At 69.6% G+C, this 25,885-nt stretch carries 25 protein-coding genes; 16 read left to right on the forward strand and 9 right to left on the reverse strand.

Going from position 1 to position 25,885, the window contains the following annotated elements; all coding sequences use genetic code 11:
- Window positions 1–779: DNA translocase FtsK (locus BLQ49_RS30410; protein ID WP_280140989.1), on the forward strand; the 779-nt coding region annotated here is incomplete at its 5' end.
- Between the two features lie 267 nt (window positions 780–1,046).
- Window positions 1,047–1,937 (forward strand): LolA family protein, encoded by an 891-nt coding sequence (locus tag BLQ49_RS19115; RefSeq protein ID WP_091718549.1) that lies wholly within the window; start codon window positions 1,047–1,049, stop codon window positions 1,935–1,937.
- A gap of 185 nt (window positions 1,938–2,122) precedes the next feature.
- Here the strand turns inward: BLQ49_RS19115 and BLQ49_RS19120 are convergent, their stop codons facing one another.
- On the reverse strand, window positions 2,123–2,599 hold the full coding sequence (locus BLQ49_RS19120) for a MarR family winged helix-turn-helix transcriptional regulator (protein ID WP_091718551.1): 477 nt from the start codon (window positions 2,597–2,599) through the stop codon (window positions 2,123–2,125).
- A gap of 49 nt (window positions 2,600–2,648) precedes the next feature.
- Between BLQ49_RS19120 and BLQ49_RS19125 the strand changes: the two genes are divergently transcribed.
- Window positions 2,649–4,193 carry an FAD-dependent oxidoreductase gene (locus BLQ49_RS19125; RefSeq protein ID WP_091718553.1) on the forward strand — a complete coding sequence of 515 codons (1,545 nt, stop codon included), beginning with the start codon at window positions 2,649–2,651 and terminating at the stop codon, window positions 4,191–4,193.
- Between the two features lie 91 nt (window positions 4,194–4,284).
- Here BLQ49_RS19125 and BLQ49_RS19130 read toward each other — a convergent pair whose 3' ends face one another.
- Window positions 4,285–5,019 (reverse strand): lysophospholipid acyltransferase family protein, encoded by a 735-nt coding sequence (locus tag BLQ49_RS19130; RefSeq protein WP_091718556.1) that lies wholly within the window; start codon window positions 5,017–5,019, stop codon window positions 4,285–4,287.
- Between the two features lie 162 nt (window positions 5,020–5,181).
- Here BLQ49_RS19130 and xth point away from each other — a divergent pair, with 162 nt between their 5' ends.
- A complete protein-coding gene (gene xth / locus BLQ49_RS19135; RefSeq protein ID WP_091718558.1) occupies window positions 5,182–5,991 on the forward strand; it encodes an exodeoxyribonuclease III in 810 nt (269 codons plus the stop codon).
- Window positions 5,992–6,265: 274 nt separating this feature from the next.
- The gene (locus BLQ49_RS19140; protein ID WP_091718560.1) at window positions 6,266–7,144 is read left to right on the forward strand and encodes an SDR family oxidoreductase; all 879 of its coding nucleotides are present in this window, start codon (window positions 6,266–6,268) and stop codon (window positions 7,142–7,144) included.
- 11 nt (window positions 7,145–7,155) lie between these two features.
- On the opposite strand, the gene BLQ49_RS19145 is transcribed toward BLQ49_RS19140, so the two are convergent.
- Window positions 7,156–9,483, reverse strand: coding sequence for an FdhF/YdeP family oxidoreductase (locus tag BLQ49_RS19145; protein ID WP_091718562.1), 2,328 nt, complete (start codon window positions 9,481–9,483; stop codon window positions 7,156–7,158).
- 140 nt (window positions 9,484–9,623) lie between these two features.
- Between BLQ49_RS19145 and BLQ49_RS19150 the strand changes: the two genes are divergently transcribed.
- Complete coding sequence (locus BLQ49_RS19150; RefSeq protein ID WP_244507680.1) at window positions 9,624–9,857, forward strand: hypothetical protein; 234 nt, start codon at window positions 9,624–9,626, stop codon at window positions 9,855–9,857.
- Between the two features lie 86 nt (window positions 9,858–9,943).
- On the opposite strand, the gene ssb is transcribed toward BLQ49_RS19150, so the two are convergent.
- Window positions 9,944–10,507, reverse strand: a complete 564-nt coding sequence (gene ssb / locus BLQ49_RS19155; RefSeq protein ID WP_091718566.1) for a single-stranded DNA-binding protein — start codon at window positions 10,505–10,507, stop codon at window positions 9,944–9,946.
- Window positions 10,508–10,675: 168 nt separating this feature from the next.
- Window positions 10,676–11,692: an NADP-dependent oxidoreductase gene (locus tag BLQ49_RS19160; protein WP_091718568.1), complete on the reverse strand. Its 1,017-nt coding sequence runs from the start codon at window positions 11,690–11,692 to the stop codon at window positions 10,676–10,678.
- A gap of 135 nt (window positions 11,693–11,827) precedes the next feature.
- Between BLQ49_RS19160 and BLQ49_RS19165 the strand changes: the two genes are divergently transcribed.
- Window positions 11,828–12,223, forward strand: a complete 396-nt coding sequence (locus BLQ49_RS19165) for a DUF4174 domain-containing protein (protein WP_091718571.1) — start codon at window positions 11,828–11,830, stop codon at window positions 12,221–12,223.
- Here BLQ49_RS19165 and BLQ49_RS30895 read toward each other — a convergent pair whose 3' ends face one another.
- On the reverse strand, window positions 12,224–12,373 hold the full coding sequence (locus tag BLQ49_RS30895; protein ID WP_091718896.1) for a hypothetical protein: 150 nt from the start codon (window positions 12,371–12,373) through the stop codon (window positions 12,224–12,226). It abuts the gene before it with no gap.
- Window positions 12,374–12,701: 328 nt separating this feature from the next.
- On the opposite strand from BLQ49_RS30895, the gene BLQ49_RS29785 reads away from it, so the two are divergent.
- Window positions 12,702–12,878, forward strand: a complete 177-nt coding sequence (locus tag BLQ49_RS29785; RefSeq protein ID WP_167627738.1) for a hypothetical protein — start codon at window positions 12,702–12,704, stop codon at window positions 12,876–12,878.
- Between the two features lie 15 nt (window positions 12,879–12,893).
- Here the strand turns inward: BLQ49_RS29785 and BLQ49_RS19175 are convergent, their stop codons facing one another.
- From BLQ49_RS19175 to BLQ49_RS19185, 3 genes are all read right to left on the reverse strand, one after another.
- Window positions 12,894–13,286 carry a hypothetical protein gene (locus tag BLQ49_RS19175; protein ID WP_143012287.1) on the reverse strand — a complete coding sequence of 131 codons (393 nt, stop codon included), beginning with the start codon at window positions 13,284–13,286 and terminating at the stop codon, window positions 12,894–12,896.
- A 203-nt stretch (window positions 13,287–13,489) separates the two neighbouring features.
- Window positions 13,490–13,891: a hypothetical protein gene (locus tag BLQ49_RS19180; RefSeq protein WP_091718576.1), complete on the reverse strand. Its 402-nt coding sequence runs from the start codon at window positions 13,889–13,891 to the stop codon at window positions 13,490–13,492.
- A 67-nt stretch (window positions 13,892–13,958) separates the two neighbouring features.
- The gene (locus tag BLQ49_RS19185) at window positions 13,959–14,894 is read right to left on the reverse strand and encodes a protein-methionine-sulfoxide reductase heme-binding subunit MsrQ (RefSeq protein WP_091718578.1); all 936 of its coding nucleotides are present in this window, start codon (window positions 14,892–14,894) and stop codon (window positions 13,959–13,961) included.
- 193 nt (window positions 14,895–15,087) lie between these two features.
- On the opposite strand from BLQ49_RS19185, the gene BLQ49_RS19190 reads away from it, so the two are divergent.
- From BLQ49_RS19190 to BLQ49_RS19225, 8 genes are all read left to right on the forward strand, one after another.
- Complete coding sequence (locus tag BLQ49_RS19190; protein WP_091718898.1) at window positions 15,088–16,098, forward strand: aldo/keto reductase; 1,011 nt, start codon at window positions 15,088–15,090, stop codon at window positions 16,096–16,098.
- Between the two features lie 353 nt (window positions 16,099–16,451).
- Window positions 16,452–17,213: a ribosome maturation factor RimP gene (rimP, locus tag BLQ49_RS19195; RefSeq protein WP_091718580.1), complete on the forward strand. Its 762-nt coding sequence runs from the start codon at window positions 16,452–16,454 to the stop codon at window positions 17,211–17,213.
- A 66-nt stretch (window positions 17,214–17,279) separates the two neighbouring features.
- Window positions 17,280–18,908, forward strand: a complete 1,629-nt coding sequence (nusA, locus tag BLQ49_RS19200; RefSeq protein WP_091718582.1) for a transcription termination factor NusA — start codon at window positions 17,280–17,282, stop codon at window positions 18,906–18,908.
- A 24-nt stretch (window positions 18,909–18,932) separates the two neighbouring features.
- Window positions 18,933–19,655, forward strand: a complete 723-nt coding sequence (locus tag BLQ49_RS19205) for an RNA-binding protein (RefSeq protein WP_091718584.1) — start codon at window positions 18,933–18,935, stop codon at window positions 19,653–19,655.
- A gap of 76 nt (window positions 19,656–19,731) precedes the next feature.
- Window positions 19,732–22,695 (forward strand): translation initiation factor IF-2, encoded by a 2,964-nt coding sequence (gene infB, locus BLQ49_RS19210; protein WP_091718586.1) that lies wholly within the window; start codon window positions 19,732–19,734, stop codon window positions 22,693–22,695.
- A gap of 105 nt (window positions 22,696–22,800) precedes the next feature.
- The gene (gene rbfA, locus BLQ49_RS19215) at window positions 22,801–23,229 is read left to right on the forward strand and encodes a 30S ribosome-binding factor RbfA (protein ID WP_091718588.1); all 429 of its coding nucleotides are present in this window, start codon (window positions 22,801–22,803) and stop codon (window positions 23,227–23,229) included.
- A gap of 65 nt (window positions 23,230–23,294) precedes the next feature.
- Window positions 23,295–24,311 carry a tRNA pseudouridine(55) synthase TruB gene (truB, locus tag BLQ49_RS19220; RefSeq protein WP_244507681.1) on the forward strand — a complete coding sequence of 339 codons (1,017 nt, stop codon included), beginning with the start codon at window positions 23,295–23,297 and terminating at the stop codon, window positions 24,309–24,311.
- Window positions 24,312–24,428: 117 nt separating this feature from the next.
- Window positions 24,429–25,823 carry a dihydrolipoyl dehydrogenase gene (locus BLQ49_RS19225; protein ID WP_091718590.1) on the forward strand — a complete coding sequence of 465 codons (1,395 nt, stop codon included), beginning with the start codon at window positions 24,429–24,431 and terminating at the stop codon, window positions 25,821–25,823.
- Window positions 25,824–25,885 lie beyond the last annotated feature (62 nt).

The following is a 25,885-nucleotide window of genomic DNA, read 5'->3' on the forward strand; positions in this document are numbered from 1 at the left end:
CGCCGCTGCCCTACATCGTGATCGTGGTCGACGAGATGGCCGACCTGATGATGGTGGCCGGCAAGGACATCGAGGGCGCGATCCAGCGTCTGGCCCAGATGGCGCGGGCAGCGGGCATCCACCTGATCATGGCGACGCAGCGGCCTTCGGTCGACGTGATCACCGGCACGATCAAGGCGAACTTCCCGACCCGGATCAGCTTCCAGGTGACCAGCAAGATCGATAGCCGCACGATCCTGGGCGAGATGGGCGCGGAGCAGCTGCTGGGACAAGGCGACATGCTGTTCATGGCCGGCGGCGGGCGCACGACGCGCGTGCACGGGCCGTTCTGCTCGGACAGCGAGGTCGAGACCGTCGTGGCGCATCTCAAGCGCCAGGGCCGCCCCAGCTACCTCGACGCCGTCACGGCGGACGATTCGCCCGAGGAGCCGGTGAAGGAGAGCGGTCGTGGCCGGGGCAAGGCCGCCGCCGACAAGGCCGAGCGGTCCGACGAGCCAGCCGAGGAGGCTCCGGTGTTCGATATCGGCGCCTTCGCGGCGGCGACGGGGGGCGAGTCCGACGACCTCTACAAGCAGGCCATCGAGGTGGTGCTGCGCGACGAGAAGGCCTCGACCAGCTACATCCAGCGCCGCCTGCAGATCGGCTACAACCGCGCCGCCTCGATCATGGAGCGGATGGAGATCGAGGGCATCGTCGGCCCGGCCAACCATGCCGGCAAGCGCGAGATCCTGGTCGCCGGCGTGCCGCACAGCTCGGCCGGGATGTACGACGACGAGTGAGACGCTGCCCGGGCCGCCGTCCTGCGCGGCGGCCCGGACGTCGCATCTTCGCCACAGGGCGGGGTTCTAACTGGGGGCTGCAAAACCCGCCCCGTCTTTGCGAGCGGAACGAAGCAACCCAGGGCAGCGCGCGGTTCGATATCGTGGCGCACCTGGATCGCTTCGCTCCGCTCGCAAAGACGAGGAGACGGCAAGGCGACCGCAGCCGCCCGCCCACCTCTACCACGCCGCCGGAGCTTGCCCGCGGTGCCCCAGGAGATTCTGCCGATGATCGGCCGCCGCATCCGCACAGCCGGCTCCGTGTTCGCCGCCGGGCTGTGGCTCGCGACCGCCAACCCGGCCGAGGCGCAGGTCGGCGCCTTCATCGACAGCCTGTTCGGCCACAAGGAGGAGCCGGCCCCGCAGCCGGAGGCCGCCCCGGCCGCACCAGCACCCAAGAAGGCCGCGCCCAAGAAGGACGCCGCCAAGGACGCGAAGGTGGGCACCAAATCCGCGAAGGCCGCCGAGAAGGCCGAGCACAAGGCGCCCGAGCCGAAGGTCGCGGCCATGGGCGCGCCGGCGGCGGTCGCCCCCGCCGAGCCGGCGGATGCCGCCACCGTGCTGGCCCAGGCCAACGCCTATTTCAACGGGATCACTACGCTGACCGGCAGCTTCATGCAGATCGGCGCCGACGGGCGCCGGATCGGCGGCAAGCTGACGCTCGCCAAGCCCGGCCGCCTGCGCTTCGATTACGACCAGCCCTCGCCGCTGGAGGTGGTGGCGGACGGCACCTCGGTGGCGGTGCGCGACCGCAAGCTCAACACCCAGGATCTCTACTTCATCGCCCAGACGCCGCTGAAATTCCTGCTGCGCGAGAAGATCGACCTCGCCCGCGACCTCACCGTGACCGATGTGGCCAACGACCCGACCGGCGTGCGCATCAGCCTGGAGGATCGCGCGACCCTGGGCGGCACCTCGAAGATCCAGCTGTTCTTCGATCCCGAGGTGAAGACGCTGTCGCAGTGGCGGATCACCGATCCGCAGGGCTACATCACCACGGTGACGCTCTCGAACCTGCAGAAGGGCAAGAGCGTCGACGGCAGCCTGTTCTTCATCAATTACGGGCGTGCCGAGGACAAGGCGATGCAGCAGCAGATCCAGCAGTCGCAGCAGCAATAGGCAGGATGTTCTAAGGGCCTGAACTCAATCGGTTTGGTCATGGGAATGTCCGCGATGGGTGGTTTTCTGCCAGTCAGCTTCCGGGCGTTTAAACCGCTAGAGCAGACGTTGCTCCGCCTCCGTGCGCGACCTCAGTCCTTATAGAACGACGGTTGATCGCGCTGATCACAGCATCGTTCTTTTCGTCATTCTGGAATGGCGGTCAGGCTGTCAGAGAACTTACTCATCAGCCGCACCAACTCCGCCAGATCGTGCGGCTCCCAGTCCGAGAAGATTGCCGCGCCCATCCGCTCCCGGGCGGCGTCGATCGCATCCGTCATAGCCTTACCTTCTGGCGTTATCACCGCCTCGCGCACCCGCCCGTCCGCTGCGCCTGCTTGTCGGCGCACCAGTCCAATTTCATCGAGTTTGGCGACCTGCCGGCTGACCGTCGTGTAGTCCCGGCCGATCCGGTCTGCGAGGTCCACGACGCCAATGGGACCGCGTCGCTCGATGACGACGAGCAAAGGGAACAGCGCTCGGTCGAGGGGAATGCCCGCCGCGCGCACCATCGCTTCGTCGCGCTGCGGACGGTTCATCACCGCCACGATCTCCAGAAGCGCCGCATGCAACTGGCAGATCTGCGGACCAATATGTGCATTTTGCACCTTTTTTGTTGACATCGCTGCGGCCTCGCTCCTTTATGTGCATCATACACATAAAGGAGCGGTCGTGACAAACGCATCCAGCACCGACGTTCTGATCTGCGGGGCCGGAGCAGCGGGCCTGACGCTTGCCATCGATCTGGCCCGGCGCGGCATCAGCTTCCACCTCGTGGAGAAGGCGCAAACCCCGTTCGGCGGCTCGCGCGGCAAGGGCATCCAACCTCGCACGCTCGAAGTCTTCGAGGATCTCGGCTTCGTCGATCGCATCGCGGCTGTTGGCGGCCATTATCCCAACCAGCGGACCTACAGCCCGGATGGCAGCTACGCGGACGAGGCGATGTTTAGCGAGGCGAAGCCCACGCCTGACGAGCCATACTGTGTTCCGCTGATGGTGATGCAGGGGCGCACCGAGCAGGTGATGCGTGAGCGTTTGGCCGAACTCGGACGCCAGCCGCACTACGGCTGCGCCCTGACTGGCTTCGACCAAGATGGTAAGGGCGTTACAGCCAACGTGATCGATCAGAGTGCCGAGCACACGATCCGAGCGCGCTACCTCGTGGGCGCTGACGGAGGCCGCAGCTTCGTGCGCCATGCTCTGGGCACCGAGTTTCCCGGCAAGACGCTCGGCGTGCGCGCCGTGGTCGCTGACCTCCTCCTATCCGGGCTCGACCGCACGATCTGGCATCGTTTCAACGAGGGCGATATGGCCCGCCAGTTGGCGCTGTGCCCGCTGGCTGGAACGGAGCTGTTCCAGTTGCAGGCCCCGATCTCCGCCGAGGGCGAGCCGGACCTTTCCGTCGCGGGCTTGCAGGCGTTCATCACAGCCCGCATCGCAACCGGGTTCGACGTCGTGGTGCACGACGTGCCGTGGGCCTCTGCCTACGCTATGAATGCGCGGCTAGCCGATAGTTACCGCACGGGTCGCGTCTTTCTGATTGGAGACGCTGCGCACATCCATCCACCGACGGGCGGACAGGGGCTGAACACGAGCGTGCAGGACGCCCACAACCTCGGCTGGAAGCTGGCGGCGGTGCTGGCGGGCGCGCCTGATGCCTTGCTGAACACCTATGAAGAGGAGCGTCGGCCAATCGCGGCAGAGATGCTGGGGCTGTCCACGGGGCTGCTTGAAGCGGCCAAGCGCGGCGACATGCGCCGGGGTCGCGAGGTCCAGCAACTCGACCTTGCTTATTCGACCTCCTCTCTGGCCTTCGAGGCTCCCGCGCGCCACCGCGGCATCCTCGCGGGTGATCGCGCACCGGACGCGCCGTTGACGGGTGCTGCTGGGCAGGGTGTGCGCGTATTCGACCTTTTGAACGGTCCGCACTGGACCCTGATCGGGTTCATGACGGACCGCGCCACCCCGGCCCCGCGACACGGGCTGCACATCCACCGCGTCAGTTCCCACGGGGACCTGATCGATACGCATGGGCACTTTCGCAAAGCCTACGGGATCGGAGAAGGAGCCTGGGTGCTGGTGCGTCCTGATGGATACATCGGCGCGATCGTTGCGGCTGCCCATCTCGGTGAGCTGCAGGGCTATCTCGACCAAGTCGGCCTCACCGAAGGCTCAAGCCGTGGAGAGCGGCTTGCCGTCCGCAGCGATCTGATCTGAGTGACCGCTTTATGGCGCATCAGAAGTCGCATCGAATGGCTGGGTTGGGTCGAAAGCAGCGGCCTCATGCGCAATCTGATCGGGTTTGACCCTAAGGTGTGCCGAGCCCCGCCGCGCCGCCGGACCGCCACCGGTTCAGCTCCCGATCGATCGCGCCCTCGGTGCCGCGCAGGAACTCGGCGGCCGGCAGCCCCGGAGCGAGGGCGGCGAGGTAGCTCACCACCACCGTGCCGGGCCGGGTCGCCGTACCGCCCGGCCAGAACAGCCCGGAATTGAGCGCCACCGGAACCACCGGTAGGCCGAGCCGGCCGTAGAGCAGCTCAACCCCGCGCTTGAAGCGCAGCGGTGCGGCGATGCCGCCGCGGGTCCCCTCGGGGAAGATCAGCACCGACCGCCCGGCCGCCACGGCGGCGCGGCCCTCGTCGATCATGGTGCGCAGGGCCTGGGTGCCGTTGCCGCGGTCGATGACGATCATCGGCGAGCGCCGCAGGAACCAGCCGACCACCGGGATCGCCAGAAGCTCCCGCTTGGCGACGATCGCCACGTCCGGCACCAGCACGAGGAAGGCCAGCGTCTCCCAGGTGGATTGGTGGTTGGCGACGATCAGGCAGGGCTCGTCCGGCAGGTGCTGGCGGCCCTCCTCGACGTAGCGTAGCCCGACGATGCGCCGCAGCCCGGCCAGGATCCCGTGCGCCCACAGCCGCGTCGCCCGGCGGATCGGCCGCTGGGGGGATCCGGACAGGAGAAAGATCACCAGGGGCAGGAGGAACAGGGTCGTCCAGGCGGCCCAGTAGGCGGCGAACAGAAGCGAGCGGGCTTGCGCCATGGCAGGGCCTCGACGGAGGGGCCCGGGTCAGGGCAGGGGCCGGGCATAGCGCCTGTCGGCCGCGCACGCACGGCCTTTTGCCTCACGGGCGGTTGAGCGGACTGTCGCGGGCGGCGAAATCGGCTATCGGAGCGCACCGCCCGCCGAACCCCCGCGCCGCCCGTGCAGCTCACCGTCACCACCTGGAACATCAACTCGGTGCGCCTGCGCATCGACCTCGTGCTGCGCTTCCTCGCCGAGCAGAAGCCGGACGTGCTCTGCCTCCAGGAGACCAAGTGTCCGGACGACGCCTTCCCGCTGAAGGCCCTGCGCGGCTCCGGCTACGAGCACGTGATGTTCGCCGGCCAGAAGGGCTATAACGGCGTCGCGATCCTCTCGCGCTTTCCCCTGCACACGCGCACCGTCATGGGCTTCTGCGAGCGGCCGGACGCCCGCCACATCTCGGCGGTGCTCGGGCCGGAGGCGGGCGCCGCCGCGGGGATCGTGCTGCACGATTTCTACGTGCCGGCCGGCGGCGACGTGCCGGACCGCGACCTCAATCCGAAATTCGGCCACAAGCTCGATTTCCTGGCCGAGCTGCGCGCCTGGGGCGGCAAGCGCGTCTCGGGCCCGGCGATCCTGATGGGCGATCTCAACGTCGCGCCGCTGGAGCACGACGTCTGGTCGCACAAGCAGCTCCTCGACGTGGTGAGCCACACGCCGGTGGAGACCGAGGCGCTGGAGATCCTGCGCGGCGAGGCCGGCTGGATCGATACGGCACGCCACCTCACCCCGGAGCCGGAAAAGATCTACACGTGGTGGAGCTACCGCTCCCCCGATTGGGCGGCCGCCGACAAGGGCCGACGCCTCGACCATCTCTGGGTCTCACCCGATCTTGCCGGCACGGTCCGCAAGGTCGAGGTGCTGCGCGACGCCCGCGGCTGGGAGCGTCCCTCCGACCACGCGCCGGTCACATTGACGCTGGCGCTCTGATCCTGCGGCGCGGGCGGAACCGCAGCCAGGACCGGGCATTGCCCGCTCACGATGCCGTGACGCGAGGTGACCCGATGCGCAAGATCCTGATCGCCTTCCTCCTCCCCCGAGTCGTTTCGTTCCTTCGCAATCGCTACGGCAAGCCGCACGCGACCCGCGGCCGGGCTTTCTAAGCGGGCAAACGACCTGCGCGCGGCTGTGACGGCCGGGCGCAGGCGGTTCGCTCCGGGCGGCCCTAGATCCAAGTGATCTTATCCGCCGAGGAGCCGCACAGATGACTCAGGATCCGCGCGAGGCTGGCCCACGTCCGCCCTTCCCGGGTGACCAGCAGCAGCCCCGTCCGGGCCTGACCACGAAGATGACCCCGCGCCCGGACCACGGCGAGGCGAGCTATGTCGGCAAGGGCCTGCTCACCGGCCAGGCCGCGCTGATCACCGGCGGCGATTCCGGCATCGGTCGGGCGGTGGCGATCGCCTATGCCCGCGAAGGCGCCGACGTGGCGATCTCCTATCTCGAAGCCGAGCAGGAGGATGCCGAGGACACGAAGGCCTGGATCGAGAGGGCCGGACGCCGCTGCCTGCTGCTGCCGGGCGATCTCCGCGATGAGGCCCATTGCCGGGACCTCGTGACGCGCACCGTCGAGACCTTCGGCCGCCTCGACATCCTGGTGAACAACGCCGCCGCGCAGGTGGTCAATGACGGTCTCGACGACCTGAAGGCCACCGACATCGAAGGCTCGTTCCGCGCCAACGTCTTCGCGATGTATTACCTCGCCCAGGCAGCAGTGCCGCACATGAAGCCGGGCGGCGCGATCGTGAACAGCACGAGCGCGCAGGCCAAGGTCGCCGATTCGAGCATGCTGATCTACGCGGCCACCAAGGGCGCCATTGCGAGCCTGACCATCGGCCTGTCGAACCTGCTCGCCCCCAAGGGGATCCGCGTGAACTGCGTCGCGCCCGGGCCGGTCTGGACGCCGATCCAGCCGATCGTGAAGAGCCCCGAGCAACTGGAAGAGCTCGGCGCCCAGACGCCCCTCGGCCGCGCCGGCCAGCCGGCCGAGCTGGCTCCGGCCTATGTCCTGCTGGCCTCCCGCGAGGGCAGCTACATGTCGGGCGCCCTGGTGCCGGTGACCGGTGGCATACCGATGTTCTGAGCGCCCCCGGCTCAGCCCGTGGCGTATTCCAGCTCCGGCGCCAGCACCTGGTCGCTGTCGGCGTGGACCGTGACCGGGACCGTCTTGGCAGCGGGTGTCTTGCTGCCGATCGCGTAGTGCCAGATCGGCATCAGGACGTTGCATTCCGGGTAGTAGCCGCCGAGGCAGCCGATCGGGATGTCGTAGGCCACGACCAGCAAGCCGGAGAGCTTCCGGTCGACGCCGTCATGGGCCACCGTCCGCAGGGTCACGGGCTGCCCGATCTTGAGTCCGAGTCGGTCGATGTCGGAACGGTTCATCAGGACCACCTTCCGGGTGTTCTTGATGCCCCGGAACCGGTCGTAATAGCCGTAGACCGTGGTGTTGAACTGGTCGTTGCTGCGTAGCGTCATCAGGCGCAGGACGTCGTGCCCCACGTCGGGCATGTCGGCATCCTCATCGAGGCCGGTCGGCGTGACGTAGGTGGCCCGGCCCGATTCCGTCCGCCATTCCCGCCGGTTCGCCGGCAGGTCGCGCTGGAAGCCGCCCGGTTCCCACATCCGCCGCTCGTAATCCCAGAACGACTCCGGCAGCGTCTCGCCGATCTCCTTCCGGATCTCGGCATAATCCTCGCTGTAGAGATCCCAGCGCACCCGCGGGTTGGGCTCGAGCACCCGCTGCGCCAGCTCGCAGATCAGCCGGACCTCGCCGATCAGGTGCGGCGAGGCCGGGCGTCGTATCCCGCGGTTGCCGTGCACGCAGGCCGAGGTGTCTTCCATCGAGAGCGCCTGCTGGCCCTTGGAGGTCTCGACGATCTCCAGGCGGCTGATCACCGGCAGGATATAGCTGATCGTCCCGGGCAGCAGGGCGGTGCGGTTGAGCTTGGTGATGACGTTCACGGTGAGCCGCTGGCGGCGCCATGCCGGCTCCATCTGGCCGTGATCGGGGATGGCGCGCGCGAAGTTGCCGCCCAGCATGAAGAAGGCCTGGACCTCGTCCCGCAGGATCGCCTCGCAGGCTTCCACCGTGTTGTAGCCGGCCTCGCGCGGGGGCTCGAACTGGAATTGCGCCCCCAGCCGGTCGAGATCGAACAGTTCGGGCTTCTCGGTGATCCCCATCGTGCGCTGCCCCTGCACGTTGGAGTGGCCCCGGATCGGGCAGATCCCGGCCCCGTCGCGGCCGATATTGCCGCGCATCAGCAAGAGGTTGACCAGCATCTGTACGGTCTCGACACCGGCCCGGTGCTGGGTCAACCCCATGCCGTAGACGCCGATCACCGCCCGGGACTTGCTGTAGACGTGGGCGGTGGATTCCATGTCGGCCCGGTGCAGGCCCGAGCGGCGCTCGAGCTCGTCCCAGTCCTGGGCGCGCAGCCAATCGGCGAAGGTCTCGAAGCCGCTGGTGTTGTCGCGGATGAAAGCCTCATCGAGGACGGATCCGCCCTCGGCCTTGGCGGCATCGTGGGCGGTCAGCACCGCCTTGCAGATGCCGGCGATGGCCGCGAGGTCACCCCCGGCCTTGACCTGATGGTACTGCGAGCTGATCCGGGTCGCCTTGCCGCTGAGCATCTCAGCGGGCGATTGCGGGTTCAGGAACCGCTCCAGCCCGCGCTCGCGCAGGGGGTTGTAGGTGATGATCGGGACGCCGCGCCGGCTTGCCTCCTGCAGCGGATGCAGCATCCGCGGCGCGTTGCTGCCGGGGTTCTGGCCGAAGAACATGATGCAGTCGGACTTGGCGAAATCGTCGAGCGTCACGGATCCGACCGCCTGGCCGATGCTGACCGGCAGGGCCACCGAGGTCGTCTCGTGGCACATGTTGGACGAGTCCGGCAGGTTGTTGTTGCCGTAGAGCCGGGCGAAGAGCTGGTAGAGGTAGCTCGCCTCGTTCGACAGGCGGCCCGAGCTGTAGAAGACCGCGCCCTTTTTCCGGTCCTCCACGGCCCGCAGCTCGCGCGCGATCTCATCGACCGCGTGGCCCCAGGAGACCGGGACGTATCGGTCGGTCGCCACATCGTAGCGGAGCGGGTGCGTGAGGCGGCCGGTCTGCTCCAGCTGGTAATCGTCCCAGTCGAGCAACTCCTTGACCGTGTGGGTCGCGAAGAAGTCCGGCGTGCAACGGTGGGCGGTGAGTTCCCAGGCCACGGCCTTCGCGCCGTTCTCGCAGAACTCGAAGGGCAGCGGGCTGGCCGGCTTCACCCAGGCGCAGCTGTTGCACTGGTAGCCATCGACCTTGTTGTGCCGGCTTAGCACGATCGGCCCGCTCGCCAGCACGCCCTCGCGCTTCAGGATGGTCCCGACCGAGCGGGCGGAGCCCCATCCGCCGGAGGGCAGGCGGTACGGCTTGAATTCGGGCTTGTCCAAGGGATTGTCTCCGGGCCGGTGCAGTCAGGGATACACCTGCTGCATTGCAGCGTTCACTGTCGAAACCGCGGGCTTGGAGCTTTGTTCGCGAGAATAAGTGAAACTTAACGGAGGTTAGTTTGAGCGTTGGCCGGGATTACTTGCTGAAGAAGCCCTCCGGCCCTTCGGCACCGAAAGTGTTCCTCGACACCCAGGTCGTGCCGCTGGCTGCCAATATCGCGGGGGCCGTGGAGGTGGCGCTCGACCGCGCTGCGGTGCGCACGGGCGTCCGCCCAGCCGTCATACTGGCTGGGGCGACGGGCCTCATCGGTTTCGGCCTGCTCCGGCTGTTTCGACATCGCGCGGCGGCGACTGCCGGATCCTTGCGCGCCTGAAGGGCAACCCGGCTTGCGTTCGACAACGAAAAACCCGCCGCGCGGCGGCGGCGGGTTTCAAGGTCGTGGAGCCGGGACAGGCGATCCTAGAACGGGATGTCGTCGTCGAGGTCGTAGCCGCGGCTGCCACCGCCACCGCCCGAGGCGGCCGGGGCCGGACGGCGCTCGCCACCCTGGGCGCGGCCGCCACCGAAATCACCGCCGCGGTCGCCACCCCGGCCACCGCCGAAGTCGCCGCCGCGGCTGATCTGCCCGCCGCCCTCGTCCTCGCCGGCGAAGTCGCCGCCGCCACCGCCGCCACGCCCGTCGAGGATCGTCATCTCACCGCGGAAGCGCTGGAGCACCACCTCGGTCGTGTACTTCTCGACGCCGGAATTGTCGGTCCACTTTCGGGTCTGGAGCTGGCCCTCGATGTAGACCTTCGAGCCCTTGCGCAGGTACTGCTCGGCGACGCGGGCGAGATTGTCGTTGTAGATCACGACCGAGTGCCACTCGGTCTTTTCCTTGCGCTCGCCGCTCGCCTTGTCCTTCCACGACTCCGAGGTGGCGATCCGCAGGTTGCACACCGGATCGCCCGAGCCGAGGCGGCGCATCTCGGGATCGCGCCCGAGATTGCCCACCAAAATCACCTTGTTGACGCTGCCCGCCATCGCTCTCTCCTTATCGTACGGATCTCACAGGGCATGGGCCCGGCGGCGCGCGAACCATGCGCCCGGGCCTCCGGGGCGGCAACCTGCGGTGCGGGCTTGTGCCCGCTTTCCGCAGCGCCGACGGATCTGTATGTTCTATATCTGTTCCGAACCGGCAGCAAGCCGCCGTCAGGAGACGCGCACGACCAGCTTGCCGAAATTGCGACCTTTCAACAGGCCGATGAACGCCTCCGGCGCCTTCTCCAGGCCCTCGACGACGTCCTCGCGGTAGCGAACGCGGCCGTCCCGGATCCAGGCGCCGACCTCATGGCGAAACGTCTCGGCCTGGTCGGCGAAATCCCAGACGATGAAACCCTGGATGTGCAGGCGGTTCGTCAGCACCGAGCGCATCAGGCCCGGCAGGCGGTCGGGGCCGGACGGGACCTCGGTGGCATTGTAGGCCGAGACGAGGCCGCAGACCGGGATCCGCGCGAAGGGGTTGAGCAGCGGCATCACGGCGGCGAAGACCGCGCCGCCGACATTCTCGAAATAGACGTCGATGCCCTTCGGGCAGGCGGCAGCCAGGGCCCCCGGCAGGTCGTCGCCGCGATGGTCGACGGCAGCGTCGAAGCCGAGTTCCTCCGTGAGATAGCGGCACTTGTCCGGCCCGCCCGCGATCCCGACCGCGCGGGCGCCCTTCAGCTTGGCGATCTGCCCGACGAGGGAGCCCACCGGCCCCGCGGCGGCCGCGACCACCACGGTCTCGCCGGCCTTAGGCCGGCCGATGTTGAGCAGGCCGGTATAGGCAGTCATGCCCGGCATCCCGAGGACGCCCAAGGCCGTCGAGGGCGGCGCGGCGGTCGGATCGACCCGGCGCGAACCCTTGCCGTCGGTCACGAAATACGCCTGCCAGCCCGCGAAGGCGGTGAGCAGGTCGCCGACGGCGTAGTCCGGATGGTTCGAGGCCACGACCTCGCCCACCGTCTCGGCGGTGATCGGCGCGCCGATCTCGACGGGCGCCGCATAGGACTTCGCGTCGCTCATCCGGCCGCGCATGTAGGGATCGAGCGACAGCCAGCGGGTGCGCAGCAGGACCTGGCTGGGGCCTGGCTGCGGCACCGGAACCTCCTCCAGGCGAAAGTTCTCGGGGCGCGGCTCGCCGTGCGGGCGCGAGGCCAGGACGATGCGGCGGTTCATGGCGGTCATGGACAAACTCCCGGAGACTGGCTGCCTGCCCCGATCTGGGGCGCTGGCCGGCACCCGCAACGGCGTCAGGCGTTCTCAGGAGCGATCTCTCGGGCGGATCGCGCGTTGTCCGGTCTTCTCAGTCGGAGGCACGATATGCGCGGGACGGCCCTCGGCCTTGGATTGGCGGCCCTGACCGCGACCGCCTCTGCCGCACCCCTCGATACCTATCGGGATCGCGCCCGCGTGCTGGTCCTGTCGGCGCCGGACGCCGCGGACGCGCAGCTCAAGGCCCAGCGCGCCGCCCTTGGGCCGGTCCGCGGCGGCGTCGCCGAGCGCGATCTGGTGGTGCTGGAGGCGGTGGGCTCCGGCGCCGAGGCGCGTGCACTGCGCACCGCGCTCGGGCTGCCCGACGACAGCTTCCGGGCCGTCCTCGTCGGCAAGGACGGGGGCGCCAAGCTCACTGCTGCGACCCCGATCCCGCCCCAGCGGCTGTTTGCCACCATCGACGCGATGCCGATGCGGCGCAGCGAGATGCGGGAGCGCCGGTGATTAACTTTCGCAAGAGTGGTCGCCGGTTTGCGACCAAAATCTGCGCCTGGCCAAGGGTTTAGGCAACGATGCATGGACCCCCTCACGGTACCCGCCAGTAAAGTGATCGCCGCCGAATGCGGCGCGGGTCCCCTCTCCCGCGCGGGACAGGGTGAGGGACGAGAACTTTCAGAACGTGGCGCAATCGGTACGCGCATCCACGGCGCGATCAATCCTGGGAGTTCTCATCCCTCACCCCAACCCTCTCCCGCATGGGAGAGGGGGCCGGTCGCGCTTGCCAACCCGGTCGGTGTCCGAATGCCGTCGACCCTGCTCATGCAACTCTGATTAGGTTCAAGATCCTAGGTTCAGATGTGCGTAGCGGTGGGCCCGGACACCAACGGTTAAGCCTACCGACCTATCACCGACTCGTGTTGACGGCCGCGCCCCGGCCGTCCGTTGAGGCCCGCCAGGACGCTTGCACGAGACGCTCGAAACGATGAACCGACAGCATGTTGCCGACGCCATCCGCCGCCTCGTCGCCTCGCAGGTCGAGGATATCGAGCGCGCGGTCCGCGACGGTCACAAGACCATCGCGCTGAACGAGCTGGCGGATCTGAACCGCCAGCTCAAGGCCTTCGCGGCCGCCCTCAAGAAGGCGCCCGCCCGCATCTGAGCGGGTCGGCGCGCCCTACCAGCGCGGGCCGTCCCAGCGCGGCCCGCCCCAGCGGCGGGGCGGACCATCCTCTGGGGGCGGAGGCGGCGGAGGCGGGCCGCGATCGAAGCCCGGCTCGTCGCAGACCCGCACCCGGCGCACGACCGGCGCGCCGTCCGGATCGAACCGACGCCGGACGAATTCCCGGCACGCCTCGGGGGGCGCCGCGGTGAAGCGCGGCCGATGGAACTCAGGTTCGGCGCGCGGGGGCGGGGGAGGCGGGGGCCGGTGCTCCAGCTCCTCCGGCGGCGGGCCACCGTAGCCATGGGGCGGCGGATAGGGGCCATCGAAATCGGCGGCCAGCGCCGGGCCGGCGGCGAGAAGCAGGGCGAGCAATCCGGTGCGGATGGGGAAACGACGGGCGGGCACGGTGGGCCTCGGCGTGATCCGGCGCGCGGGGATCGCGGCCATCATCACCGGAGATTGCGCCCAGGCATCTGAACCGACCCCTGGGTGCCGTGTTGGCCGCCGTTCAGCCGGGAGCGTCGTCCCGGAACCGGCACGACGCTCCCGGTCTACGATCTTGCATCATCGTGTTCCGAAAGCCGGCGGCCACCTTTCGGGATGATGCTCTACTTCTGCATCGCGTTCACTTCGCACTGTGCGTACTCGCCGCTCGCCTTCACGTAGGCGTTGAGCTTCTGCAGGTACGCCTCCGCGATCGGCCGGAAGGCCTGTGCCTGCAGGTTATAGGCCTTGATCGCGTCGTTGTAGCTGTAGGCCTCCCAGCCCGGGCAGCCCTCCTTAGTGTCGAGGCACGCGGGCTTGTCCGGAAGCGCGGGCTTGGTCGGCCGCGCGGAGGCCGGCGGTGGCTCGGGCGGGGTGCAGGTTACGGCCGCCGGCGCGGCTGCCGCAGGAGGGGCGGCCGGTGCTGCCTTGGCGGGCTTCGCGGCGGCTGGTGGGGTCCCATTCGGGGCCGCCTGAGCGGCGCCGGGTACGAGCAGGCTCGCGATGAGGAGAAGGGTGCCGCGCATGGCGTCCTGACAAGTTCCGCTGCGGCCCGGACCGTCGATGGCGGGGGCCGGCCGCGGGTTTGCGGCATCAGGCCTGCGGCGACAAGGGTTCCGGCAAGGCTTCCTTGGGTGCGGGCCGGCGGGCCGGGGACGCCACCCGTCCGCCTGCCGGTTGGCGCGTCGCCCGCGCGCCCCGCACGAGGGCCATTGCCGGCAGCACAAGGCCGATCGCCAGCACCCACCAAGCCGGACGGATTGGGCCAGAAAAATCCAGGTTGGCGGCGAGCACGAGGTTCGCCGGGACGCCACTGGCGAGCCCGTACCACGCCGCCTCCAGCCCCGCGGTGGCCAGCCCGGCGAGGATCGCCAAGAGAAGCAGCGACCACGGCCGCTCCGGCCACTTGAACCGCTGCATCACCCGCCAGCCCATCAGCAGCAGGAACAATCCGGCCGAGAAGACCGGATCGGTGACGTCGATCTTCGACTGCAGGAAGTAGTGGACGAGCGCCAGCACCGCGATCGTGTAGACGAGCCGGTGCAGCCGGTGCCAGTTCGGCCCCAGGTTGCGCACGGCCGCGTCGGTCGAGGTCAGCCCTAAGGCGATCAGGCCGATCAGCGCCACGAAGCCGATCGTCAGATAGAGCCGCAGCGCGATCTCCGAGATCACCTTGGTCAGGATCAGGTTCTGATCGACCGCGTAGAGGGTGAGGTGGGCCACCGCGTAGGCCATCACGGTGATGCCGAGCATGCGCCGGACGCCGATGACCTTCGGCCAGTCGGCGATGCGGCGCAGCGGCGAGATCGCCAGGGAGAACAGCAGGAAGCGCACCGCCCACTCGCCGGTGGCGTGGATCAGCGCGGTGATCGGCTTCGCGCCCAGCGCGTCGAGCCGGTAGGCGGCGGCGAGGTAGAGTGCCGGCGCGACGCAGCCCGCGAACACCGCGAGCTTCAGCCAGGAGAGGCGCCCGACGCGGTCGAGCCAAGGGAGGGGGATGCCGAGGGAGCCGGCCAAGCGGTCGATCATGCGTCGCGAACGGGGCTTGAGGCGGGGGAGGGAGCGCGAACAGGCACCCGGAAACGGCTGTCTTCGGGTGTCGGTGCCGTTACGGGTCGGTTCGCCGCGGGGACCTGGCGGTTACAGGGACGGGTTAAGCTGTGTGGTTGACCTCGGCCGCCCTGCGGCAAGATAGCGGGGCGACGGACACCGGATGGATCCCATGCAGTATCGCACGCTCGGCCGCTCCGGCCTCAAGGTCTCGCCGATCTGCCTCGGCACGATGATGTTCGGCGGCCCCACCGATGAGGCCACCGCGGGCCGCATCGTCGCCAGCGCCCGGGAGGCGGGGGTCAACTTCATCGACACGGCCAACGTCTACACGGATGGGCGCTCGGAGGAGATCACCGGCCGGGCCATCAAGGCGGAGCGCAACGCCTGGATCCTGGCCACCAAGGTCGCCAACCCGACAGGCCCCGGTGTCAACGACCGCGGCCTGTCGCGCGTCCACGTGATGAAGGCCGCCGAGGACAGCCTGCGCCGGCTCGGCACCGACTTCATCGACATCTACTACCTACACAGGGAAGACCACGATACGCCGCTGGCTGAGACGGTGCGCGCGATGGCCGACCTCGTGCGGGCGGGCAAGATCCGCCATTTCGGCGTCTCGAACCATCGCTCCTGGCGGGTCGCCGAGATCTGCCGGCTCTGCGACGAACTCGGCATCGACCGGCCGGTGGTGAGCCAGCCCTACTACAATGCCTTCAATCGCATGCCCGAGACCGAGCACCTGCCGGCCTGCGCGCATTTCGGCCTCGGCGTCGTGCCGTACTCGCCGCTCGCCCGCGGCGTGCTCACCGGCAAGTACGATCCCGACGCCCCGCCGCCTGCCGAATCCCGCGCCGGGCGGCAGGACACGCGGATGATGCAGACCGAGTGGCGGCCGGAATCGCTTCGTATTGCCCGCACGCTCAAGGAGCACGCCGAGGCCCGTGGCATCACGGCCGGCCAGTTCGCCACCGCCTGGGTGCTGAACAACCGCCTCATCACCGGCGTCATCGCCGGCCCGCGGACGGAGGCGCAGTGGCAGGAGTACCTCGGCGCCCTCGACTACGCCTTCACCCCGGAGGACGAGGCATTGGTGGACGGGTTCGTGGCCGCCGGGCACCCGACGACGCCGGGCTACAACGATCCGGCCTATCCGCTGGAGGGGCGGGTGCCGCGTAACGGCTGAGGCGCCTGAAAGCAGCACACTTCCAAACCATTCCCCTCATCCTGAGGTGCGAGCGCAGCGAGCCTCGAAGGAGGGCTCCAGGGATCGCTGCGGCCTGCTGGAGGGCTCCTTCGAGGCCTCCGCTTTCGCTCCGGCACCTCAGGATGAGGCCCAGATTGGGAAGAACCAGGCTGCGGGGTGCGCCGGATCCGTCTTGCGCTTCCGACGAAGGGTCGCTATCTAGCCGTCAACAGTTCTGATGGCAGTCGAGAGGCTGCGGTTCGGGAGTGGGCCCCACCGGGTCCGCTCTTTTTTTTCGCCGCATGCCGCGGACGGGCCACGCAGAACGCCGCGAAGGGTGTTCACCACCACACATGTCGTCCGAGATCGAAGCGGATCTGTCCGAGAAGCGCCTCGTCCGAGAGACGGGCGTCGCTGCGCGCGTCGCGCAGGTGATTGAGGGGCCGCTCCAGGGCCTCGGCTTCCGGCTGGTCCGGGTGAAGATGTCCAACATCAACGGCTGCACCGTGCAGATCATGGTCGAGCGGCCGGACGGCACCTTCACCATCGCGGATTGCGAGACGGTGAGCCGCACGATCTCCCCGCTCCTCGACGTCGACGATCCGGTCGGCGGGGCCTACAACCTCGAAGTGTCCTCGCCGGGGATCGACCGACCGCTGGTGCGGGTCTCGGACTTCGCCCGCTGGGAAGGTTACGAGGCCAAGGTTGAGCTGAGCCCGCCGCTGGACGGGCGCAAGCGCTTCCGCGGCATCCTCGGCGCGCCGGATCTCGACCGGCAGATCGTCCCGATCGACCTGCCCGACGTGAAGGAAGGGCTGCCGAGCCGCATCGAGCTGCCGCTCAAGACCCTCGCCGAGGCTCATCTCGTCCTGACCGACGAGCTGATCCGCGAGTCGCTCCGCCGCGGCGGCCCGCCCGCCGAAGACGCTGCCGATGAGTCCGAGGACGACGCGCCGGCCGAGGAGCAGGCGGCGCCCGCGCGCCACGCCTTCCGCCCGCAGGGGCCGAAGAAGGCCAGTCCCGCGGCCAAGCCCCAGAAACCGGCGCGGACCGGTCCCAGGAAGCCGGTGGTGTCCAAGGCGTCCCGGCTCAAGGACCGCGACTCGCTGCACTGAGACACGGGCATCGACCGCCCCGCGGCCGGCCCAAAAAAGTTTGACGGAAGAGAAGGACCGAAACCGATGGCCGTCGTCAGCGCCAACAGGCTCGAACTCCTCCAGATCGCCGACGCGGTCGCCCGCGAGAAGGTGATCGACCGTTCCATCGTGATCGACGCGATGGAGGAGGCGATCGCCAAGGCCGCCCGCTCCCGCTACGGCGCCGAGACGGACGTTCACGCCGAGATCGACCCCAAGACCGGGGCGCTCCGCCTTTCGCGCCACCTCCTGGTGGTCGACGAGGTGGAGAACGACGCCCGCGAGATCACCCTGGATCAGGCCCGCCGCTACAACCCCGGCGCGTTGGTCGGCGACGTGATCTCCGATACCCTGCCGCCCTTCGATTTCGGGCGCGTCGCTGCCCAGTCGGCCAAGCAGGTCATCGTCCAGAAGGTGCGCGACGCCGAGCGCGCCCGCCAGTTCGACGAGTACAAGGACCGCATCGGCGAGATTCTCAACGGCATCGTGAAGCGCGTCGAGTACGGTAACGTGATCGTCGATCTCGGCCGCGGCGAGGGCATCGTGCGCCGGGACGAGATGATCCCGCGCGAGACCTTCCGCCCGGGCGACCGCATCCGCTCCTACTTGTTCGACGTGCGCTCCGAAGTCCGCGGCCCGCAGATCTTCCTGTCGCGCTCGCATCCCCAGTTCATGGCCAAGCTGTTCGGCCAGGAAGTGCCCGAGATCTACGACGGCATCGTCGAGGTGAAGGCGGTCGCCCGCGATCCGGGCTCCCGCGCCAAGATCGCGGTAATCTCCCGCGACGGCAGCATCGATCCGGTCGGCGCCTGCGTCGGCATGCGCGGCTCGCGCGTGCAGGCCGTCGTCGGCGAACTCCAGGGCGAGAAGATCGACATCATCCCGTGGTCGGAGGACGAGGCGACCTTCATCGTCAACGCCCTCCAGCCCGCCGAGGTGGTGAAGGTGGTGCTCGACGAGGAGGCCGACCGCATCGAGGTGGTGGTGCCGGACGACCAGCTGTCGCTGGCGATCGGCCGCCGCGGCCAGAACGTGCGTCTGGCCTCGCAGCTCACCGGCTGGGACATCGACATCCTGACCGAGGCCGAGGAGTCGGAGCGCCGCCAGAAGGAGTTCGCCGAGCGGACCCAGGTGTTCATGGAGGCGCTCGACGTCGACGAGACCGTCGGCCAGCTGCTCGCAGCGGAGGGCTTCCGCAACGTCGAGGAGATCGCCTACGTCGATACCCAGGAGCTGTCCGGCATCCAGGGGCTCGACGAGGAGACCGGCGCCGAGATCCAGGCCCGCGCCCAGGATCACCTCGCCCGGATCGAGCAGGCGCACGACGCCCGTCGCACTGAACTCGGTGTCTCCGACGATCTGCGCGAGATCGAGGGTATCACCACGGCCATGATGGTGGCGCTCGGCGAGAACGATGTGAAGAGTGTCGAGGATCTGGCGGGCTGCGCCACCGACGACCTCGTGGGTTATACGGAGGGCCGCGGCCCCGAGGCCGTGCGTCACGCCGGCTACCTCGATGGGTTCGATCTCTCCCGCACCGAGGCGGAGGGCCTGATCATGGCCGCCCGCCTGAAGGCCGGCTGGATCGAGGCCCTGCCGGAGCCGGAGGCTGAAGAGGGCGCCGAAGAGGGTGCCGAAAGCGATGAGGCCACCCCCGCCCAGGCCGAGGCCTGAGCGGACGGCGGCGGCGGAGGCGCGGTGAGCGAAGTCGAGACGATCCTGCCCGAGGGCGGACCGGAAGCCGGGGGGCTCGATGCCGGCCCCGGCGGCCGCGCGCCCGAACGGACCTGCATCGTCACGCGCGTCGCTCAGGCGCCGGACGCGATGATCCGGTTCGTGCGCGGGCCGGACGGACACGTCGTGCCCGACCTGCGGGCCCGGCTTCCCGGTCGCGGCGCCTGGGTCAGCGCGCGGCGGGACGCAGTCGCCACCGCCGTTCGCAAGAACCTGTTCTCCCGGGCCTTCAAGGGGCCGGCTCCGGCCGATCCCGATCTTCCGGATCGAATCGCCGCCGGGCTCCGCGCGGATCTGCGGCAGGCGATCGCGCTCGCCAACAAGGCGGGCTGCATCGTGGCGGGCTTCTCGAAGGTCGAGGCGGCGATCGGTGGCCAGCCCGGCGCGGTGGCGGTGATCCACGCCGCCGAGGGCAGCGCGGATGGGCGGCGCAAGATCGCTTCGGCCTTGTACCGGCGTCACGGTGAGGCCATGTCAAGGATACCGATCATCGACGACCTGTCCGAAGATGAATTGGACATGGCCTTAGGTCGGGATCATGTGATACACGCTGCGCTCGTCGCAGGAGCCGGAGCCGCCGGCTGCCTGTCGCGTTGGCGTCGGCTACGCTCCTTCGAGGGCGCCGCCGCGGCGACCGGGGAGCCCGATCCAGCCCGAATCGGCGGGGTCGACGAAGCCTCACGTTGACGACGCAGGACTATTTCGACTGGCGCCACCGGGCGTCGGTTCACGGGACGATGGAAACCCTCAGGGTTCAGGCTGAATGAGCGATACGAACAACCCGGGCGACAAGACTCTGAACCGGACTGCCCCGAAGCCGCTCGGCCTCAAGCGGCCGATCGAGGCGGGCACCGTGCGTCAGAGCTTCTCCCATGGCCGCTCCAAGCAGGTCGTGGTCGAGACGGTGAAGCGCCGTGTCATCGGCGCGGCGCCGGCCGCACCTGCCCGTGAACCCGCCCCCGCCCCTGCGACCCGCCCGGCGGCCCCCACGCCGACGGCGCCGGCCCCCCGCCCGGCTCAGCGCGCCGCCTCGGGCGTCGTCCTGCGCACGCTGAGCGAGCAGGAGAGCGCGGCCCGCGCGGCGGCACTCGCCGACGCGCAGCGCCGCGAGGCCGAGGCCCGCCGCAAGGCCGAGGCTGAAGCTGAGGCGCGCCGCAAGGAGGCCGAGGAGCAGGCCCGCCGCGAGCGCGAGGCCGCCGAGGCCCGCCGCCGCGAGGAGGAAGAGCGCAAGGCCGCCGCCGCGGAAGCCGCGCGTGCTGCCGAGGAGGCTGCCAAGCAGGCGGCCGCGGAAGCCGCGAAGGCTGCCGCTGCACCCGCCGCCGAGGCTCCGGCGCCTGCCGAGCCGGCGACGCCGGCCCCCGCTCGCCCGGCCCAGGCCCCCGCCCAGCCCGCAGCGGCTCCGGCCGCCGCCCGCCCGGCGGCTGCCGCTGCACCGGCCCGTCCGGCCGCCCCGTCAGCGCGTCAGCCGGATGCCGCCCGTCCGGCGCCCGCTCGCCCGGCGCAGGCCGCTGCACCGGCGGCTGCCCCGCGCCCGCCGCTGACGCCGCGCCCCTCAACGGGTGAGCCGCGCAAGACCATCACGGCTGATTCGCGCAAGCCCCGCGACCTCAACTTCATGGCGCGCCCCGCCCCGGCCCCCGAGCCGGAGAAGAGCGCGACGCCGGCCACGGCCGCGCGTCCCGCCGGTGCCGGCGCCGCAGCGCGTCCGGCCGGTCGTGCCGCCCAGACCAACGAGGACGAGTCCGAGACCAAGCGGGTGATCCGCCGTCCCGGAATGCCGCTCAAGATCATCACCCCGCCCAAGACCCCGAAGTCGCCGGGCGGTGACCGCAACCGTGGTCGCCTGACCATCGCGACGGCGACCTCGGGTGAGGAGGAGCGCACGCGCTCGGTCGCCTCGTTCCGTCGGCGCCAGCAGCGCATGAGCGGCCGCGGCCATGTCGAGCAGAAAGAGAAGCTGTCCCGCGAGGTGACGATCCCCGAGACGATCACCATCCAGGAACTCGCCAACCGCATGTCGGAGCGGGCCGTGGACGTGATCCGGATGCTGATGAAGCAGGGCCAGATCCATAAGATCACCGACGTGATCGATTCGGACACCGCCCAGCTCATCGCCGAGGAACTCGGCCACACGGTGCGCCGCGTCGCCGAGTCCGACGTCGAAGAGGGCCTGTCGTCCGACGAGCCGGATCTGGAGGAGGATCTCGATCCCCGTCCGCCGGTGGTCACCATCATGGGCCACGTCGACCACGGCAAGACCTCGCTGCTCGACGCGATCCGCAAGGCCAACGTGGTCGAGGGCGAGGCCGGCGGCATCACCCAGCATATCGGCGCCTATCAGGTCGCCTCGCCGTCCGGCGACATGATCACCTTCATCGACACCCCGGGCCACGCGGCGTTCACGTCGATGCGTGCCCGCGGCGCCAAGGTCACCGACATCGTGGTGATCGTGGTCGCGGCCGATGACGGCGTGATGCCCCAGACCATCGAGGCCATCCAGCACGCCAAGGCGGCGGGTGTCCCGATGATCATCGCGGTCAACAAGATCGACAAGCCGGATGCCAAGCCGGAGCGGGTTCGCACGGAGCTGCTGCAGCACGACATCCAGGTCGAGTCGATGGGCGGTGAGACTCTCGAGTTCGAGGTCTCCGCCAAGACCGGCGCCGGTCTCTCGGAACTGCTGGAGGGCATCCAGATCCAGGCCGAGATCATGAACCTGCGCGCGAACGAGAAGCGTGACGGCGAGGGCACGGTGATCGAGGCGCAGCTCGACCGCGGTCGCGGCCCGGTGGCCACGGTTCTGGTCCAGCGCGGCACCCTGTTCACCGGCGACATCGTCGTGGCCGGCGCCGAGTGGGGCCGCGTCCGCGCCCTGATCGACGACCTCGGCGAGAACGTGCAGTACGCGGGTCCTTCGGTCCCCGTGGAGGTGCTGGGCTTCAACGGGACGCCGGATGCCGGAGACCGCGTGATCGTGGTGCCGAGCGAGGCCCGCGCCCGCGAGGTTACCGAGTACCGGGCCCGCCAGAAGCGCGAGCGCCTGGCTGCGCGGACCGGCGGTGCCAACCGCTCGCTCGTCGACATGATGCGCGATCTTAAGGAAGGCGCAGGCCGCAAGGAGCTGCCGGTCGTCATCAAGGGCGACGTGCAGGGCTCGGTCGAGGCGATCTCGGGGGCGCTGGAGAAGCTCGGCAACGACGAAGTCGCGGCCCGCATCCTCCTGTCCGGTGTCGGCGGCATCACCGAGTCGGACATCACCCTGGCGCAGGCTTCGAAGGCCGTGGTCATCGGCTTCAACGTGCGCGCCCATAAGGAGGCCCGCGAGGCCGCCGAGCGGGCCGGCATCGAGATCCGGTACTACAACATCATCTACGACCTCGTGGACGACATCAAAGCCACGCTGTCGGGGATGCTGCCGCCGACGCTGCGCGAGGAGCGCCTGGGCGAGGCGACGATCCAGGAGGTGTTCGAGGTCTCGAAGGTCGGCAAGGTCGCGGGCTGCCGGGTCCAGGACGGCATCGTCGAGCGCGGCGCCCATGTCCGCCTGATCCGCGACAGCGTGGTGATCCACGAGGGCAAGCTGAAGACGCTCAAGCGGTTCAAGGACGACGCGAAGGAAGTCACCTCCGGCCAGGAGTGCGGCATGGCCTTCGAGAACTTCGAGAACATGCGCGCGGGCGATACGATCGAGTGTTACCGGGTCGAGGAGATCCGCCGCACGCTCTGACGCTCCGGACCCGTCCGGACAGGGCGGTCGCGGCACCTGCCGCGGCCGTCTTTTCTTTTTTCAGGACGTGAGCCGGCCACCTGCGGGGCGCCGGCCCGAGACAGAATGGCCCAGAAACCGACCACCACCGGCCCCTCGCAGCGCCAGCAGCGCGTGGCCGAACTCATCCGTCACGCGCTCGCCGAGGTGCTCCAGCGCGGCGACATCCAGGATCCGGTGCTCGGCACGCATGTCGTGACCGTACCGGAGGTGCGGATGTCGCCCGACCTGAAGCTCGCGACAGCCTACGTGATGCCGCTCGGCGGCCTCGACGAGGCCCCGGTGATCGCCGCCCTGGAGCGCCACCGGAAGGTGCTGCGCCAGGAGGTCGCGCGCCGGGTGAACCTGAAATTTGCGCCCGAGCTGCGCTTCCGCCGCGACGAGACCTTCGACGAGGCGGCGCGGATCGACCGGCTGCTGCGCGACGAGCGCGTGCAGCGCGACCTCGATCCCGGCGAGCACGACGACGAACCGGAGACCGGAGCGGGGCATTGATGCCGGTCACGAACGAGAAAGGGACGGGGCATGCCCCCGGGGGACGCGAGGACATGACGGTTTCCATGGAAGATCATCCGCCGGCCGAGCGCCCGGCGCCTGCCCCGAGCGCCGAGCGCCGGGGCCCCGAGGGCCGTCGCCCACAGCGCGGCCCGCGTCCCGACCGCCCCAAGCGTCGGGACGTCTCCGGCTGGGTGATCCTCGACAAGCATGTCGGCATGACCTCGACCCATGCGGTCGCGGTGGTGAAGCGCGCCTTCAACGCCAAGAAGGCCGGCCATGCCGGTACCCTCGACCCGCTGGCGTCGGGCATCCTACCGATCGCGCTGGGCGAGGCGACCAAGACGGTCCCCTTCGTGATGGACGGCCGCAAGGCCTACCGGTTCACGGTCCAGTGGGGCGTCGAGACCGATACCGACGACGCCGAGGGTCGCGCCGTCGCCAGCAGCGATGCACGGCCGGATCGCGCCGCTGTCGAGGCGGCGCTCCCGGCCTTCGTGGGTGCCATCGAGCAAGTGCCGCCGCGCTACTCGGCCATCAAGATTCAGGGCGAGCGCGCCTACGATCTCGCCCGGGAAGGCGAGATCGTGGAACTCGTGGCCCGTCCGGTGCAGATCGACCGCCTCGCCGTCGTGGAGCATGACGGCGAGCGCACGGTGATCGAGGCCGAGTGCGGCAAGGGCACCTATGTGCGCGCGCTCGCCCGGGATCTCGGCCGGATGCTCGGCTGCTACGGCCATGTCGCGGCGCTGCGGCGGACCCGCGTCGGGCCGTTTTCGGAAGCCGAGTCCTGCCCGGTCTCGGTCCTGTCGGAGGGCACCCCCGAGGCGGCGGTCGCCTACCTGCGCCCGGTGGAGACGGCCCTCGACGCGATCCCGGAGATCGCGGTGTCCCGGGATCTCGGCCTGCGCCTGATGCGTGGCCAGCCGGTGATCCTGCGCGGCCGGGACGCCCCGGTTGAAGGCAAAGCCTTCGCGACCTGCGCCGGCATCCTGGTGGCCGTCGGCGACGTGGAGCGCGGGGAACTGGTGCCCCACAGGGTGTTCCATCTCGGCGGAACCGCGCCGGGCCGCGGCGCCTGACGGACACGATCCCGGTCGGAGCGGTCCGATCCCGCGCCGCGCCTGAGGCGCGTGCGCGCAGGCGGAACGAACCTGAGCCGTAAAACTTTGGCCCCGGCAGAGGCACTGGGGTTAACGATGCGCGAACTGGCGTGCGATGTGGCGGTGATCGGCGCCGGGACGGCCGGGATCGCCGCGCGCCGCGCCGCCGACAAGGCCGGAGCGCGGGCTGTCCTGATCGAGCGCGGCCCCGGCGGCACCACCTGCGCCCGGGTCGGCTGCATGCCCTCCAAGCTTCTGATTGCGGCCGGAGCCGCCGCCCATTCCGCGCGCAACACCGACCTGTTCGGAATCCGGGTTTCGGGCGTGTCGGTGGACGGGCCGGCCGTGCTCGCGCGCCTCCGGGCCGAGCGCGACCGGTTTGTCGGCGGCGTCTTCGAAGGGCTCGACGACCTTCCCGCGGAGACCCGCATTGCGGGCGCCGCCCGGTTCGTGGATCGCGACACGCTCGTGGTCGGGGAGCATACGCGGATCCGGTTCCGGGCCGCCGTCATCGCCACCGGATCGAGCCCGACCGTGCCAGGACCCCTGCGTGGCCTGGGCGCGGGCCTTCTCACCACCGATACCGTGTTTGAGACTGCCGATCTGCCGGAATCTCTGGCTGTCCTTGGAGCCGGTGCCGTCGGCATCGAGATCGCCCAGGCGATGGCCCGGCTTGGCGTGGCGGTGACGGTGATCGACGCGGGTGACACCATCGCGGGGCTGTCGGAGCCGGACCTCGCCGACCAGGCCGCCGCGATCTTTGGGGTTGAGCTGGCACTGCACCGCAACGCCACCCTGGAAGCCGCCGAGCTGGAGGACGGCGGCGTGCGGCTCGACTGGACCGATCGCCAGGGGCGCGCCCAGGTGACGCGGGCCGCACGGGTGCTCGCTGCCGCAGGTCGCGCCCCGAATCTGGACGCGCTCAATCTCGCCGCCGCGGGCCTGCATCTCGGCGAGGACGGCGTCCCGGATTTCGATCGACGCAGCCTGGTCTGCGCGGGGGCGCCAATCCTGATCGCGGGCGACGCGGATGCTTGGCGGCCGGTACTCCATGAGGCGAGCCGACAGGGCGAGATCGCCGGCACCAACGCCGCCGCCCTGGCCGCCGGCCGTGCGGTCGCGGCCGTTGAGCCCTGGACGAGCCTCGCCATGGTGTTCACCCATCCGCAGGCCGCCGCGATCGGTGCGCCCTACACGGCGGATCGCGCCGATCGCCTCGTCGGCGCGATGGATTTCTCCGACCAGGGCCGCGCCCGGGTCGATGGCCACAACCGGGGCGGCCTACGCATCTGGGCTGATCGCGAAGGTCGATTGCTGGGCGGCGAGATGCTCGGCCCCGCCGTGGAGCACCTCGCCCATCTCCTCACCTACGCGGTGGCCGACGGGCTCACAGCCCAGGAGGCGATTGACCGGCCGATTTACCATCCTACGGTTGAAGAAGCCTTGAAGACGGCCCTGCGTGGTATGATTCAGCAGAAAGACAAGTGCTGATGTTGCCGCGATTGCGCGCATTGCGCTTGGCCGATCTCACCGCCATACCCGTTGCATGAACT

This window comes from Methylobacterium phyllostachyos, assembly GCF_900103445.1.
Classification (GTDB): Bacteria; Pseudomonadota; Alphaproteobacteria; order Rhizobiales; family Beijerinckiaceae; genus Methylobacterium; species Methylobacterium phyllostachyos.

Excerpts from the sequence above, each read along its gene's own strand:
- BLQ49_RS19115 (WP_091718549.1), top strand. The coding sequence starts at position 1,047 with ATGATCGGCCGCCGCATCCGCACAGCCGGCTCCGTGTTCGCCGCCGGG.
- BLQ49_RS19120 (WP_091718551.1), bottom strand. The coding sequence starts at position 2,599 with ATGTCAACAAAAAAGGTGCAAAATGCACATATTGGTCCGCAGATCTGC.
- BLQ49_RS19130 (WP_091718556.1), bottom strand. The coding sequence starts at position 5,019 with ATGGCGCAAGCCCGCTCGCTTCTGTTCGCCGCCTACTGGGCCGCCTGG.
- BLQ49_RS19140 (WP_091718560.1), top strand. The coding sequence starts at position 6,266 with ATGACTCAGGATCCGCGCGAGGCTGGCCCACGTCCGCCCTTCCCGGGT.
- ssb (WP_091718566.1), bottom strand. The coding sequence starts at position 10,507 with ATGGCGGGCAGCGTCAACAAGGTGATTTTGGTGGGCAATCTCGGGCGC.
- BLQ49_RS19160 (WP_091718568.1), bottom strand. The coding sequence starts at position 11,692 with ATGACCGCCATGAACCGCCGCATCGTCCTGGCCTCGCGCCCGCACGGC.
- BLQ49_RS19165 (WP_091718571.1), top strand. The coding sequence starts at position 11,828 with ATGCGCGGGACGGCCCTCGGCCTTGGATTGGCGGCCCTGACCGCGACC.
- BLQ49_RS29785 (WP_167627738.1), top strand. The coding sequence starts at position 12,702 with ATGAACCGACAGCATGTTGCCGACGCCATCCGCCGCCTCGTCGCCTCG.
- BLQ49_RS19180 (WP_091718576.1), bottom strand. The coding sequence starts at position 13,891 with ATGCGCGGCACCCTTCTCCTCATCGCGAGCCTGCTCGTACCCGGCGCC.
- BLQ49_RS19185 (WP_091718578.1), bottom strand. The coding sequence starts at position 14,894 with ATGATCGACCGCTTGGCCGGCTCCCTCGGCATCCCCCTCCCTTGGCTC.
- BLQ49_RS19190 (WP_091718898.1), top strand. The coding sequence starts at position 15,088 with ATGCAGTATCGCACGCTCGGCCGCTCCGGCCTCAAGGTCTCGCCGATC.
- rimP (WP_091718580.1), top strand. The coding sequence starts at position 16,452 with ATGTCGTCCGAGATCGAAGCGGATCTGTCCGAGAAGCGCCTCGTCCGA.
- nusA (WP_091718582.1), top strand. The coding sequence starts at position 17,280 with ATGGCCGTCGTCAGCGCCAACAGGCTCGAACTCCTCCAGATCGCCGAC.
- infB (WP_091718586.1), top strand. The coding sequence starts at position 19,732 with ATGAGCGATACGAACAACCCGGGCGACAAGACTCTGAACCGGACTGCC.
- rbfA (WP_091718588.1), top strand. The coding sequence starts at position 22,801 with ATGGCCCAGAAACCGACCACCACCGGCCCCTCGCAGCGCCAGCAGCGC.
- truB (WP_244507681.1), top strand. The coding sequence starts at position 23,295 with ATGGAAGATCATCCGCCGGCCGAGCGCCCGGCGCCTGCCCCGAGCGCC.
- BLQ49_RS19225 (WP_091718590.1), top strand. The coding sequence starts at position 24,429 with ATGCGCGAACTGGCGTGCGATGTGGCGGTGATCGGCGCCGGGACGGCC.